General features: G+C 32.4%; 14 protein-coding genes and 3 tRNA genes. 2 read left to right on the forward strand and 15 right to left on the reverse strand.

Going from position 1 to position 12,988, the window contains the following annotated elements:
• Positions 1-3: 3 nt before the first annotated feature.
• The 10 genes from NNL09_RS17430 to NNL09_RS17475 form a co-directional block, all read right to left on the reverse strand.
• Entirely contained in the window at positions 4-810 is an 807-nt protein-coding gene (locus tag NNL09_RS17430; RefSeq protein WP_196910438.1) for a DUF1266 domain-containing protein, read from the reverse strand.
• Between the two features lie 20 nt (positions 811-830).
• Positions 831-1,397: a LemA family protein gene (locus NNL09_RS17435; protein ID WP_196910437.1), complete on the reverse strand. Its 567-nt coding sequence runs from the start codon at positions 1,395-1,397 to the stop codon at positions 831-833.
• A 117-nt stretch (positions 1,398-1,514) separates the two neighbouring features.
• Positions 1,515-2,024, reverse strand: coding sequence for a hypothetical protein (locus NNL09_RS17440; RefSeq protein ID WP_196910436.1), 510 nt, complete (start codon positions 2,022-2,024; stop codon positions 1,515-1,517).
• Positions 2,025-2,029: 5 nt separating this feature from the next.
• The gene (locus NNL09_RS17445; RefSeq protein ID WP_196910435.1) at positions 2,030-2,356 is read right to left on the reverse strand and encodes a hypothetical protein; all 327 of its coding nucleotides are present in this window, start codon (positions 2,354-2,356) and stop codon (positions 2,030-2,032) included.
• A 26-nt stretch (positions 2,357-2,382) separates the two neighbouring features.
• Positions 2,383-3,456 (reverse strand): trypsin-like peptidase domain-containing protein, encoded by a 1,074-nt coding sequence (locus tag NNL09_RS17450; RefSeq protein WP_196910434.1) that lies wholly within the window; start codon positions 3,454-3,456, stop codon positions 2,383-2,385.
• 3 nt (positions 3,457-3,459) lie between these two features.
• Positions 3,460-4,665 (reverse strand): hypothetical protein, encoded by a 1,206-nt coding sequence (locus NNL09_RS17455; RefSeq protein ID WP_196910433.1) that lies wholly within the window; start codon positions 4,663-4,665, stop codon positions 3,460-3,462.
• A gap of 182 nt (positions 4,666-4,847) precedes the next feature.
• Complete coding sequence (locus NNL09_RS17460; RefSeq protein ID WP_196910432.1) at positions 4,848-6,284, reverse strand: DUF1566 domain-containing protein; 1,437 nt, start codon at positions 6,282-6,284, stop codon at positions 4,848-4,850.
• A 33-nt stretch (positions 6,285-6,317) separates the two neighbouring features.
• The gene (locus tag NNL09_RS17465) at positions 6,318-6,887 is read right to left on the reverse strand and encodes a hypothetical protein (RefSeq protein ID WP_025667771.1); all 570 of its coding nucleotides are present in this window, start codon (positions 6,885-6,887) and stop codon (positions 6,318-6,320) included.
• A gap of 50 nt (positions 6,888-6,937) precedes the next feature.
• Complete coding sequence (locus NNL09_RS17470) at positions 6,938-7,147, reverse strand: hypothetical protein (RefSeq protein WP_196910431.1); 210 nt, start codon at positions 7,145-7,147, stop codon at positions 6,938-6,940.
• A 209-nt stretch (positions 7,148-7,356) separates the two neighbouring features.
• Positions 7,357-9,543: a tetratricopeptide repeat protein gene (locus NNL09_RS17475; protein ID WP_196910430.1), complete on the reverse strand. Its 2,187-nt coding sequence runs from the start codon at positions 9,541-9,543 to the stop codon at positions 7,357-7,359.
• Positions 9,544-10,014: 471 nt separating this feature from the next.
• Here NNL09_RS17475 and NNL09_RS17480 point away from each other — a divergent pair, with 471 nt between their 5' ends.
• Positions 10,015-10,212 carry a hypothetical protein gene (locus NNL09_RS17480; RefSeq protein ID WP_035096846.1) on the forward strand — a complete coding sequence of 66 codons (198 nt, stop codon included), beginning with the start codon at positions 10,015-10,017 and terminating at the stop codon, positions 10,210-10,212.
• Positions 10,213-10,362: 150 nt separating this feature from the next.
• Here the strand turns inward: NNL09_RS17480 and NNL09_RS17485 are convergent, their stop codons facing one another.
• Positions 10,363-10,887, reverse strand: a complete 525-nt coding sequence (locus NNL09_RS17485) for an NUDIX domain-containing protein (protein WP_025667768.1) — start codon at positions 10,885-10,887, stop codon at positions 10,363-10,365.
• A gap of 60 nt (positions 10,888-10,947) precedes the next feature.
• Entirely contained in the window at positions 10,948-11,574 is a 627-nt protein-coding gene (locus NNL09_RS17490; protein ID WP_196910429.1) for an ATP-binding protein, read from the reverse strand.
• A gap of 427 nt (positions 11,575-12,001) precedes the next feature.
• On the opposite strand from NNL09_RS17490, the gene NNL09_RS17495 reads away from it, so the two are divergent.
• The gene (locus NNL09_RS17495; RefSeq protein ID WP_196910428.1) at positions 12,002-12,337 is read left to right on the forward strand and encodes a hypothetical protein; all 336 of its coding nucleotides are present in this window, start codon (positions 12,002-12,004) and stop codon (positions 12,335-12,337) included.
• A gap of 202 nt (positions 12,338-12,539) precedes the next feature.
• Here NNL09_RS17495 and NNL09_RS17500 read toward each other — a convergent pair.
• The 3 genes from NNL09_RS17500 to NNL09_RS17510 form a co-directional block, all read right to left on the reverse strand.
• Positions 12,540-12,613: transfer RNA gene (locus NNL09_RS17500), tRNA-Arg, on the reverse strand.
• A 23-nt stretch (positions 12,614-12,636) separates the two neighbouring features.
• Positions 12,637-12,711 (reverse strand) — tRNA-Pro (locus tag NNL09_RS17505).
• A 16-nt stretch (positions 12,712-12,727) separates the two neighbouring features.
• A tRNA-Ser gene (locus tag NNL09_RS17510) sits at positions 12,728-12,811 on the reverse strand.
• Positions 12,812-12,988: the final 177 nt, after the last annotated feature.

Below are 12,988 nucleotides of genomic sequence, written 5' to 3' on the forward strand. Positions count from 1 at the left end.
AGTTTAACTATTGGGCCAATTAATAGTATTCCAGGGACTCACAGGGTTTTCTAATACTTGTTTGTAGAGATGGTATATTTCTTCTCTATAAGAACGCTCACGGTGTTGTTGATCAAAAGCAAAACCGAGAATAAAACTTTTCCCAAATTCTTCCCAAGAAGAGAAATGATGTATTGCAAGTTCTCTTGCAAATTTGATAACTTTAAAAGCTTCTTCTTCTGTAATTACGCCTGTGGTATAGGCTTTTCTGGCATGTCCTACCAGGATTGCTGCGTCATACCCGGCAATACCCAAATCCATTTCATCATCAAAGGTAAGAAGTCCGTTTTGTTTGAGTTCGTTTAGTGCTTTATTAGATGTTAACACTTTTAGATAATTGAAGGCTCTTTCATTATCACCAAAATAATCCTTCATTACTTTCTCCCAGTCTTCTTCAGGTAGAGTGTTCATCATATTATAAATGAAGTTATAGTACCAGCGTCTGCCATCTTTCATAAAATACTCCGTTAAGTCCCAATAACCTTCTTTAGTATCTATATGCCATCTTTTTAAGTATCGATTTGCAGATTTTTGGTTAAGAAATGTTAGAGCACTTGTATCTGCACCCCACCATTCTGCTATGGGTGTGTATAGTGCAATGGCAAACTGTTGTTCTCTGGTTAGAGTGCTGCCTTCTGATGTTTTAAATTTAACTTTTTTTAAATCGGCTTCATCATGACCTTCTTTGGCTGTTTTAAAATATTTATAAGCATAAGAAATAATTCCTATTGCCAGTATTACATAGCCGTACCATGGTAAATTTTGTAACATTTGCATATTTATATTCGATTTTAATTGTTTAGTAATTGGTTGATATTTACTTCTTTTTGTTCTGCTTTTGGGATTTCTAGCAGCGTTTCTGCTTTATCTTTTCTAATACCTGCTATAATGCTTGCCGGAAACATTTGTATCTTGTTATTATAACTTGTTACCGCAGCATTAAATGCTCTACGGGCTGCAGAAATCTGGTCTTCTATATCCGACAGTTCAAACTGAAGGTTTATAAATTGTGTGTCGGCTTTTAAATCTGGGTAGTTCTCTACATTAATGTTCAAACCACTCATAACTTTTGTTAATTCATTAGAGGCTTCGATCTTAGCTTTAGGCTCGATTGCCTTTTCTATTTGACCCCGAAGTTCTGTAACTTTTAGAAGGATCTCTTTTTCATGTGCTAGGTATTTATTGAGGGTTGCCACCAGGTTCGGAATTAAATCGAACCGTTTTTTAAGGTAAATTTCTATACTACCATAGGCTTGTGCCACTTGGTTTTTTTTAGCAATTATTTGGTTGTTAATTATAACTCCCACTATAAGAATTAGTAATACAACTGCTATTGCTACTATTATCGCTATTCCCATAATTTTTGTTTTTTAATGGTTATACTCTTTCTATTTGAGGTTTCTTTGCGTTTTACCAGATGATATGGTCACAAATAATAGAATGATGGTAGAAGGAAACTTCATTTTTCAATCTTGTTATTCTACTGGATCAATTCTTAACTGATTATACCTCCAGGCATACTCATTGGTCTTAGGATCTTTTTCAGGTATGGCATTTGTTATGCGCTCTAATGTGAATGATATCATAACATTTTCATCATATTTATGTAGCTTACCTTCATTGTCATATAGGACTAAATCTTCTGGAGTAAAAGAATTTGGTAAATAACAAGAGTTTTTATCTTCTTTTCCGAAAGGAAAGGGGAGGTGCTCTATATAAGTACCGTTAGGAGTAAGAAACATTAAGTTGAGGGGAGCCCCAATTCTTCTGGTAATATCAGCATTTGAAACAGATGCTCTACCTATAAATGCAATACGTTTACCGTCACTTGAAATCTGCTTTCTTAACTCTTTATAGGTTTCAATAGTTATAATTTCTCCCTTTTCCCCTGATCCTTGAAACAAATCTCCTCCGTTTTGAAACAGAAAAAATAATGCCACTGCAATAAATCCTCCTATGTATTGTAGGGTTTTGTTAATTTTCATAAGTTTTAATTTTTATTTAATTTCTTAGCATCTTCATCTATTCTTTTAAACATTTCTTTTCTCTTTTTTTCTGCTTCTTTTTCCTTTCTTTTTCTTTCCTTTTGTATTTCTTCTCTAGCCTCACTATCAAAAGCAAGTGATAGTTGTTTTAATTGTTCATTGTTGACTATTCCTATTTTCTGTAGAAAAATACCACCGCCTAAGAAAATTAGCATTACAGTAACTATGAGTTTTTTGAAACTAATAGTTTCTCCTTTTTTATAGGCTTTTATATTAAGATAAAGCCCCAGTGAACCTATCAATAGTATAATTGTTGGAAATATAAACCACATTGATTTTTAGTTTTAGGGTTATGAAATTATTTACTATAATGTGTCATTTTTGCACCAAAGTCATTTACGAACATATCGTCTAAATCATCTGCCTTTAAAGCCAATTGTGCGATGTCTTCAAGAAATTCTTCTTTGTTGACTGAATACAAATCACTTATATGTATGCGATAGGAGAGAAATATTTGATTATTAGAAATAGATAATCTATGCTTCCCTATATCGGCGGTTAAAATATATTTATATACTTCAGCTAAATTTTTACGTGGTAAATCGTTTAGTGGAGAGGTGGCAAATAAGTAATTGTTATCATATACAAACATTCGTATTTCTGCACTACCTTGATGAAAATACCAACGTTCTCTACCAGATCTTGCCAAAACCGGATCTAAATCTAATTTAGTAATGGCTTCTTCTACTTTTAAACTAAAATCTGAAAGCGGATTTTCTTCAAATAATTTTTCATCAATGTCGTTTCCGCAATTAGGGCAATAATCCGTTTTTTCTTCAATTAGACTATTGCAACTAGGACAACCTATAGTGTACTCACCAGATAATTCATTAACAATTTCCAGCTCTTCGCGCAGCGTTTCTATTGGGATTGCAAAGCCCATATTATCTGCATCCGAAAATTTGGATGTTGCGATACCTACTAATTCACCTTTTTCATTAATTACGGGACCACCACTATTTCCTGGATTGATAGCGGCATCCGTTTGTATAAAATTACTACCTCCTATGATCTGCCTGGGATTAGACACAATACCTTCTGTAACCGTAAAGGGCATGCCATACGGATACCCCAACACCAGCACTTTATCTCTAGAGGTAGTTTCACTATCGTGGTCTGTAAGTATGGTCTCGGCAGGTTTTGGTAAATTTTCTGCTTGTAAAAAGGCAATGTCTTTTCCTTGATTTATATACACAACCCTTGCCAAATATCTATTCTTATCTTGCCCTTCTATACTTACCGTTAAGCAGCCAGATACTACGTGATAATTGGTTACAATAATATTATCTTGTAGGCTATAAAAGCCTGTTCCGGAACCATTGGAAGTATTAATTCTATAAACTGAATTTTCTATGTTATTTACGATATTCATTGTTTAGTTTACTTTAAAGTTTTTCATCATTTGCTGCATTGCCGCCATGGATTGTTGCATTTGTTCTCCCATTATTTTTGATAAATCCATTCCATAATCATTATCCAAGAAATTATCTTCCATAACGGCTTCCATTCCTTTCAATAAAATATGCGCTGCCTGGTTCCAATCCAGTCCATTTGCTTGGGCCAAAGCGTCGGTAATGGGTTTACTGATGCTTTCATCAACCAGATTATAGTAGAACAGACCATAGAAGCAGGATTGCAACAAATTTGTAGCATCTTCAAACCTGGCATTAGCTATCATTTCCCGAGCATCTATATAACTGTCTTCCCAATTTTCTCTGATATTCTCCTTTTTACCACTATACTTATGAGGAATGAATGTCTCTACCTGATATAAATCTTCTGAAAATTTATCGATTGAATAGCTTTGTAACTTTTCTAAACTTGCCTTACCGTTTAGCAATCGATTCTGAAAAGGAGTATTTCTGTCAAAAATGCCATCTATGGCTTTTTCAATTACAGTACGTAAATAACCTTGTGGTTCTGCATAAAATTCTATTCTTTTTAAAGTAATGTTTAGTGCGTACCAGGCATTGTTTTCGTGGCGATTTTCCATATAATGATCAAAGCGCCGTATACCTTCTTCTATAATTTTTTGATAGTTAGAATATGCTTCTTCCTTTACGTTGCCTGGTAAAGGTGTTATGTTTGGTTCTTGAAGATGTGTTGCATCAAACTTTTCTATAAACTCATCATCATAACTGTCTGCATAGTAACAAATTTCTCTAAGTACACCGTAAATTTTATAGGGTTCACATAAATTTATGGGGCAAGAAAAAGAAAAATAAACCAGATCATTCTCTAACGTAACATTGGTAAGGTTAAGCGGATGCATACGTATTTCTGCCAACTTACGCATCAATGGTACTTTTTTAGCATTTTCGATGTTTAGAAAAGGACATTTTATCAACAGTTCTTCTGCTGTTTGCGTAATCGTGATGACCACAGATCCATGCGCTATTTCATAGGTATTACCATTTTTTTTGCTTTGTAAATGACTGCCAACATAATCCAATATTGTGGGTAAGACTTTATTGTATTGTTTGCTGTTAAACAAAGTTATTGCTTCATCCCACTTTTCATCTTGCCGGGTAGCTGCTTTTTTTGCATGTATTGGCGGGAAATAAGTATTGTTTTTATTCATTTTATTTAGATTTAGTAGTGGATGAACTGTCTTATGATGTTTTTTTAAATAAAGAACCTAATCCGGTATCAAGCCTGACTTCAATGTTTGGTCTTTGGAAGGATGTAATACTAATAGGTACCTTTTAGTGATAAGCAAACCACCTTGTTTTAAAAGTGATTTGCTTTTTTGAATCAAAAATTTTAGAAAGCTCTTACTGCTCGCATTTTTATGTTGCTCCCTGCTGTTCCTTTATTTAGGAAAAATGCCGCTCCATTGTTGTCGAAATAAATTGACCAAGCCGTATTACTATCATTTTGTGATGAAGTCCAATAAAAAACACCAGAAGCTAAATTTGATCCTCCATTTAAAGTTGCAGTACTATTTATTGTTGCTCTGTGGGTATGTATTTCCTGTAATGCATCTTTACTTGGTAAAAACCAATCCGTATAACCTCCAGAAGTACTGTTTGATGCAAGATCTGCTGCTATACCAGCTGTAGAGCACCCAGCTAAAATTGCAGTTGTATTGGTTTGACCTTGCCCTATCTGTGTTGCAATAGCTCCAGCTATATTTGTGCCTTGACAACCCCAACCCGGAATTATTGGAGTAGTTGGATCGTCACTAACTGCACAGACCAAACCGTGGTTACTATCAGATGGGTTTAACCAAAAAATAATGCCTCCAAACTTGAACTCACCAATTTCATTTATATCATTTAGATTAACTGTAGCTGTAGCTGTTTCGGTACTTTCGGAGTTATTTACAGAGATATTTGCTGTAATCGTAGGGTTGGTCTCAAAATCGAACAAGGTAGCATCGGCTATTGTTAATTCTCCAGTACTGGCATTTATACTTAAAGCCCCAGCTGGTGTTTGTGAGGCAATACTAAAACTTAAGACACCAGTACCATTGGCCTGAACGGTACCCAGCGATTGTCCATTGGTTGGGTTTTCATCAGTAGTTGTATTGAATTGCTGGATACTTAATTCATTTACATTATTAAGGTTGATTGTCGCATTTGTATTCTGGATATTTCCAGCATTATCAACAGCAACAGTTGCTGTAATTGTTGGATTTGTTTCAAAATCAAACAAGGTAGCATCTGCAACGGTTAACTCTCCTGTACTTGTATTTATGCTTAATGCTCCCGTTGGTGTTTGAGAAGTGATACTGTAACTTAATGTCGCATCTCCTGTGGCTTGTACTGTACCTAGGGATTGCCCATTGGTTGGGTTTTCATCTATGGTAGCTGTAAAATCCAGAATATTTAACTCATTAATGTTATTTATACTAATTGTTACAGTAGCTTTGTTTAAAGCTCCATTCGCAGAAACAGTAGCCGTAATTGTAGGGTTTGTTTCAAAATCGAACAATGTCGCATCGGCAACGGTTAGTTCCCCTGTGTTTTTATTTATACTCAGCGCTCCTGCTGGTGTTTGCGTTGTTATACTAAAAGTTAATGAACTGCTGTTATCGCTTTCAACTTTACCAAGAACCTGTCCGTTTGCAGGATTTTCATCGATAGTTACTTTTACATCTTTAAGATTAATTGCCAGAACTTCATCGTCTTTACTACAGCTAAAATTAAGTAACAATATTGCTATTAATAAGGATGTTGTTTTTAATGCTCTTTTCATGTTTTTTTACTTTTATTCTTTTAGTTTTTATTTTTAGTAGTTCATGTTTATAAAATCGCCGTTTAGCTTGTAGTAAAATGTGAAGCTGGTTCCTCCATTCTCTGGTTCAAGCGTAACTACATATTCAGTTTTTGAGTTATCTCCGTTTTTAGGAAACTTTACAAAAGCCATTTTTAACGTAGGGTTTTTGATATCTTTTTCGGTGGTTAATCGTTTACAGGATTGTTCGGTTAACTCACCTAATTTTTTAAGGTTTATTTTCTCATTTAACTGAAACATAAAATCAGCAGCTTTTGTACCTTCAGGAATTTCAACAGTAATCTCTGAGTTTTGTTCCCAAGAGGCATTTACAAAATTCCATTGTCCCATTTTTAAGGATTCTGGGGCTTCAGTAACGGTTAATGAAATTGTGTTCCCTATAGATTTGTTGTGCATTATAGTTATGTTTGTAAAATGCGCATGTTCACCAAATTTGTTTTCTATTTCTTTTGCGATAGCAGAAAAACCATCTGCATTAGCGGGTTGGTTGCTTATGCTTCCTCCGCAGGATATTAGAGTTGCTACTGCAACCGCAACTATTGCTATACATTGTATTGTTTTCATATGTTTTATTTGTATTGTTCTTGAGAAGTGGGGTATAGATTTTCATTGATTTATTCTTCATTTCTTCCAAAAAGAATGAACAATGCAGCTCCTACAAGTATGAGAAGAAACCTAATAATCCAACCCATGGTATTTCCCCATAGATCTACCCAGGAGAGTAACTTGATGTTGTAATTGAAAATGGAGAGCAGGATAGACATGATGCCCATTGCTGCGAGTAATAATCCACCTTGACTTAATTTTGTTTTAATGTTTTCCATATGCTTTTATCGATTATTTGTGATAAAAGTATATGGTATGAGTGGAGTAAGAAATAGGTAATCTATTTCTGAAGCTTTAGAACAAATAAACGTGATACTTAAAAAAATATTCGCAATGGATAGAACATTTATTAATTATAATACGTTAAGTACCCCTTTTCTGAAATACCCTTTATCTTCTATGAGTACTGTTTTTTTGGGGTACGGTATTAGGGTTTTTGTAAAATGTAGGGGATTATCAAAGTGACTACTGTCCCTTTTTCGTTATATTTTTTTCGGTCTTCAACCATAACCGAACCTCTCATTTTAAAATCTTTTGATAACATTTCTAACCGCTCTGAAGTTATAGTAGTAGATAATGATTTTTTATCTTGGTTTTTATTCTTTTTCACAGCATCAATGCCAACGCCATTGTCTGAGATCTTACAAATTAAATCATTATTCAGATATGACAAATGTATATCAATGATTTTCTCTTCTTGTTGATTTGTAAAGGCATGTTCTATAGCATTTTCAGCAAAGGGTTGAATAAGCATAGGAGATATTTTAAATAAGGTTTCATCTATCGTATCTTCTACAGAAACAGTGTATTTGCAGGATTTACTCTCTAAAGTTTGAAGTGCTAGATAATTTCTCACTGCTTTTAATTCTTGAGATAGTAAAACGGTTTTATCTCTCGAATTTTCTAATATAATACGAAGTAGTTTTGAAAATTTGGACAGATATGAAACCGACTTTTTTTCTTCTTTATTTAATATCATTCCTTGTAAAACAGAGAGTGAATTGAATATAAAATGAGGGGTCATTTGCGAGCGTAACAGTTTTTGTTCGATCACAATGTTTTGAGTTTTGGATTTTTCGTTTCTCAATTTTAAAAAGAAAATGATGGCCGCCAAAAGTAACGTTGTTATTAAAAAAGCAATTACACCCAACAATAAATCACGTTGTGACTTTGCTAGATTTTGAGAAGTTGTTTTTACGGTTTTTGTTAATGTTAATTCTCTTTTTTCTGCAGATTCTAACTCGTTTTTGTATTTATATTCGTATTCTAATTGTACAATTTTTTCTATATTTTCTTTATTAAAAATACTATCATTGAATATTTTATATTGCTGATGATTTTCAAATGCCTTTTTATATTGCCTAGTATTTTTATAAATTTTGAAGAGAAGTTCAGATGCTTTTTTTTGAGCTTCTAGTAATTCTAGTTCTTCTGCTATTTCCTTACCTTTTTCAATGAAAGGAAGTGCTTTTTGATATTGTTTTTCAAATGAATAAGTTTCTCCAATTCCTAAAAGGCATTCAGATAAGATATATTGGTTATTTGTTTTCTCACTAATATTTTTAGCTTTCACAAAATTTTCTCGTGCTATTAAAGGTTTGTTAAGTGATAAATTAACTCTTCCAATACGATGAAAACATATAGAAGTCTGTTTTAAATTGTTAATTTCTTGACTTGTTTCTAAAGACATACGATAATATTGGAGAGATGTTAAATACTCTTTTTTACGTAAATATATATCACCGATACTGCTATTATTTATGGCTATTTGATTCTTGTTTTCTATTTTTAATGAAAAGCTTAAAGATTGTTTATAGTACTCTAAAGCCTTATTGTATTTTTTTAAGGAATTATAAACGTTTCCTAAATTATTAAGTGTATTCGTTATACTCAAAGTATTATCGACTTTTTGATAATAATCTAAAGCTTTATTATAATGATCTATTGCTAATGGGTAGTTACCTTGCACTGTATAAACAACACCCAAATTAAGGTGTACATACGCAGCACCATCTTCATCATTAATCGCTTTACTTAGTTTTAAAGCTCTTTTATAATTTGAAATTGCTTTGTTATATTCTCCTGTTTCAGAATATACATTTGCAATGTTTATTAAGATAGTAATAAGTTCTCTTTTATAACCTAAACCTTCATAGGTTTCTAATGCTTTTTTATATGCTTTGAGGGATTCGTTGTATTGTGATTGGTCAAAATGAGTTATCCCAAATGCAGTATAAATATTTGCAATTCCTTTTTGGTCTTTAATAGATTCATAATGCTTTAGTGAGCGATTAAAAAAAATTAAGCTTTTTGCATAATTTGATTTTATATTTTCCAGTATCCCTTTTAGGTATAATACTTTTGCTTTTCCTTTTGTATAGTTTAGCGTGTTACTTAATTCCTCTGCTTTCTCCAGGTATAATTCGGTAGAATTCATATCTTTTTGAAAAGAAGAAAACGCTATATCATATAATAAATTTACTCGAATTGTATCATTTGTTTTATGTTTTTCTAATTCAATTATTAGACTATCAATCTTTTTATTTTGAGCTTCTATGTCTTTTGAAAAAAGAAAAAAAACAACTGTTATGAAAATGTATTTAATAGAATTCATAAAACGAATTTACAGTTTCTTATAGTAATAAATATCAATTGTTAAATCTACTAATTTATTTGAATGAAGTTCACTTGCCTAGTTTTATCTTTTACTAAAACAGTTCTTAAAAACCGTATTATTTCTGTATTCACACAAACTATCTATGTCTACTAAAATCCTACGCCACGAATATTTAACCTAAAGTCACACTTATTTATTCTAAGACCTCGGAAATAGATTACCTATTTCTTATTTCGCTTACTGCATATACCTTTAGTTTTAATTAAAGGAAGCTAATTTTTACCTAAATAAAAGTAGTATTAATCAGAAAATGAGTTGTTCTCAACAATCTATTATCACACGCAAATCATCTATGTTCTTCTTTTCTAGCTACAGCCAGAAAAGGATTAACATTTCTTTTCAAAATTTTTAAATGCGGAACCTGAAAAGCATATAAGAATAGAGTAGGGAAACTAAAATTAATTAATCATGTTAAAATCAATTTCAAATTTATGTACCGTTTTAAACAAAGCAGAACAAAAGAAAATCATGGGGAGGACAAATAAACGTGTTCCTTGCCATATAGAAGGTTCAGATTGGGGCGATAACCCAGAGCATTGTATAAATGGGGTAGGAGTATTTAGTGATGAATTAGGGCATTGCGTTTGTATGGTTACGGCTAGATAATCTAGTTTTATATAATTAGGAAAACTTGTGTTTACTTTTCCTCTTTATTAGATACAACTTATTAAAAGTGCTAACCAGCATACAACCTGGTTAGCATTTTTATTTCTTTCGCTTTATTGCCTATACACCATGTTGTATAATGACCGATATCTAGAAATTATTTGAATGAACACTGTATCCATTTTTCATATCGAAAATCATTTCAATTAAACTAATATGATATGGAATAAATTCTTTATTTCGAATCATTCGAATTATCTCATCTTTGCCAGCCCATTTAACATTTTTTACTTCTGATTTTTGTAATTTCAGTTTACTTATGTCTATGTCTGCTATTATAATATAATAGTCATCAAACCCTCTTTCGAAATTAATCGTAAAAGTTGGTCTAACAAAGCTTAAATCAACCGTATATCCAATTTCTTCGAACACTTCTCTTTCTGCCGCATTGTAACTATTTTCACCAGAGTGAACACTTCCTCCAACTGTTAAATCCCACATATTTGACCATCCTTTTTTGAAAGATTGTCTTTGTTGGATTAGCAGCTGATTGTTCGAATTTATTATACAAACGTGTATAACCAAATGAAATTCATTAAAACTGAAAGATGCATCTCGTTTTACTACTTTATTCGTTTTGATTCTATTTTTATCATAAATATCCCATTTCTCCATTTAAGATACTATTTTCTGGTTTATACACAACGAACGTCATATATGTCGTTGTAAGCTGTATTATTTTTTCTTTGTGTCTATCCAATTCTCTATCTGTTCAAATGTTTTCAATTGCTGAATTTTCTTTCTATGGGAACCATTAATGTAATTCAATACCTTCCTTTTTACTATTTCTATATTCTCATATTCAACAAACTTCAGTTCTATATCAGTTTCTTTTTCCAAGAATCTATAATATTCTTTTAATGGCTCAATAATTTCTAAATGTTTTTCGAAATTTCTTCGTTTCCTTGTTTTGTCCTTTTCTTTTCGAACATGCAGCAATTTTTCATCGCAATAAAATACTATGTATAAATCAGGAAAAGCAATTTCACCTTCCGATAATTTAGTTCTATAGAATTCATGAGTTTCTTTTTTGGATGCAAAACTTGAAGGGTAATTACAAACCCAATTGTACCATATTGGCTGGAAGATGTCTCCATCCAAGATTGATTTTTTATTTGAATTTTCACAAAATCGATACCTGTCTAGCTGTCTTTCATAATACCAGAGTTTTGGTTCATTATCAGTTCTTTCAAATAGAAAATTTACTTCAGGGATTATGTTGTACTTGTTTAAAAGTAAATTACACATTGTTGTTTTTCCTATTCCACTTGGACCTTCAAAACAAATGATTGGTTGATTCATTTTTAATTATAGAGAATATGATAGATTTAATTTTCATGGTTTCTTTTTTATTCTTCATAACCTACAACATTGAGATAAAGGATACATATCCTTCATTTTCAAAATATAAAAGTAACAATAACCTATAAAAAAGCCAGACAATAATTGTCTGGCTTTGGTAAATATTTACAATTTTGTGATCGCGACAAGATTCGAACCTGTGATGGTCCCGATTAGAAAATCGGGATGCTCTATCTGCTAGAGTTGATTAAATTTTCGACGTACTTTCTGGGTTTCTTTTTTAATTTTTTTTAGAAAAACAGGGGTTTATACTCTTTTGGAAAACAATGAAATATGGTAAATTTAAGTGTATGAAACATTTTATTAAGTAACTACAATGGTTTCGTGTATTTTCAAGAATTTATTATAAACTCTTAAAACCAATATTATGAGAAGTATAGTAGGAAAATGGCAATTATTTGTTGACTGGGGAAACAGTGGAAATCCAATAACAGCAAGCGAGCTTACCTTTAAATCAGATGGCACCTGGAGTTATCAGTATGGAGGAGGGACATGGGTACAAGCTGGTTCAATCGTTACTTTTGATTTTAGTAACGCATCTGGATTAATGTATTCGGGTACCATCAATTCAATATCAATGGGAGGAGGAATGGGCTATACCGGTCAATCAGGCAATAATAGTTTTTATTGCTTACCTTCTGATACAAAACACATATCTATAGAAAAGAGTAAAGCAGAAAAAGATGATAGAGCTATTGGTTAATATTCATTTTTAGTTCAAGCACGTTAATGCATCTATAGATTAAATTCATACTAAAGCCCATTTTTGGGCTTTAGTTGTTTATTTTAATATTTATCTATCCAGTATAATAAGTATCAATAGATTCACTAAAAAGAATATAAACGATAAACATATTTATAAAGAATTGTAAAACAAAAAAGCCTTACAGAAGTAAGGCTTTTTGTGATCGCGACAGGATTCGAACCTGTGACCGTCTGCTTAGAAGGCAGATGCTCTATCCAGCTGAGCTACGCGACCAGTATTGTAATTTATTTTTATTGTCGGGGTGGCAGGATTCGAACCTGCGACCTCCGCGTCCCAAACGCGGCGCGATAACCGGGCTACGCTACACCCCGAATCATAAAAATAAAGCGGAGAGACTGGGATTCGAACCCAGGCAACACTTGCGCGTTGACAGATTAGCAATCTGCTCCATTACCACTCTGGCACCTCTCCTGTACATTCTGTTATGAACATCGCATTAGTATTTCAAATGCGGATGCAAATGTAGGTTTTATGAGTCTATGATGCAACATTTTTTTACCATTATTTTTTATTTAACGTAACCTTCTTTTTAAAAACTTGAAAATCAGTTTTTTCTTTACACATAAATTGGTCTGAATTTTGACCAAT

Source organism: Aquimarina sp. EL_43 (genome assembly GCF_943422735.1).
In the GTDB taxonomy this organism is placed as follows: Bacteria; Bacteroidota; Bacteroidia; order Flavobacteriales; family Flavobacteriaceae; genus Aquimarina; species Aquimarina megaterium.

Coding starts and splice junctions, on each gene's coding strand:
- NNL09_RS17475 (WP_196910430.1), bottom strand. CDS start 9,543: ATGAATTCTATTAAATACATTTTCATAACAGTTGTTTTTTTTCTTTTT.
- NNL09_RS17465 (WP_025667771.1), bottom strand. CDS start 6,887: ATGAAAACAATACAATGTATAGCAATAGTTGCGGTTGCAGTAGCAACT.
- NNL09_RS17440 (WP_196910436.1), bottom strand. CDS start 2,024: ATGAAAATTAACAAAACCCTACAATACATAGGAGGATTTATTGCAGTG.
- NNL09_RS17485 (WP_025667768.1), bottom strand. CDS start 10,887: ATGGAGAAATGGGATATTTATGATAAAAATAGAATCAAAACGAATAAA.
- NNL09_RS17430 (WP_196910438.1), bottom strand. CDS start 810: ATGTTACAAAATTTACCATGGTACGGCTATGTAATACTGGCAATAGGA.
- NNL09_RS17460 (WP_196910432.1), bottom strand. CDS start 6,284: ATGAAAAGAGCATTAAAAACAACATCCTTATTAATAGCAATATTGTTA.
- NNL09_RS17490 (WP_196910429.1), bottom strand. CDS start 11,574: ATGAATCAACCAATCATTTGTTTTGAAGGTCCAAGTGGAATAGGAAAA.
- NNL09_RS17470 (WP_196910431.1), bottom strand. CDS start 7,147: ATGGAAAACATTAAAACAAAATTAAGTCAAGGTGGATTATTACTCGCA.
- NNL09_RS17445 (WP_196910435.1), bottom strand. CDS start 2,356: ATGTGGTTTATATTTCCAACAATTATACTATTGATAGGTTCACTGGGG.
- NNL09_RS17495 (WP_196910428.1), top strand. CDS start 12,002: ATGAGAAGTATAGTAGGAAAATGGCAATTATTTGTTGACTGGGGAAAC.
- NNL09_RS17480 (WP_035096846.1), top strand. CDS start 10,015: ATGTTAAAATCAATTTCAAATTTATGTACCGTTTTAAACAAAGCAGAA.
- NNL09_RS17435 (WP_196910437.1), bottom strand. CDS start 1,397: ATGGGAATAGCGATAATAGTAGCAATAGCAGTTGTATTACTAATTCTT.
- NNL09_RS17450 (WP_196910434.1), bottom strand. CDS start 3,456: ATGAATATCGTAAATAACATAGAAAATTCAGTTTATAGAATTAATACT.
- NNL09_RS17455 (WP_196910433.1), bottom strand. CDS start 4,665: ATGAATAAAAACAATACTTATTTCCCGCCAATACATGCAAAAAAAGCA.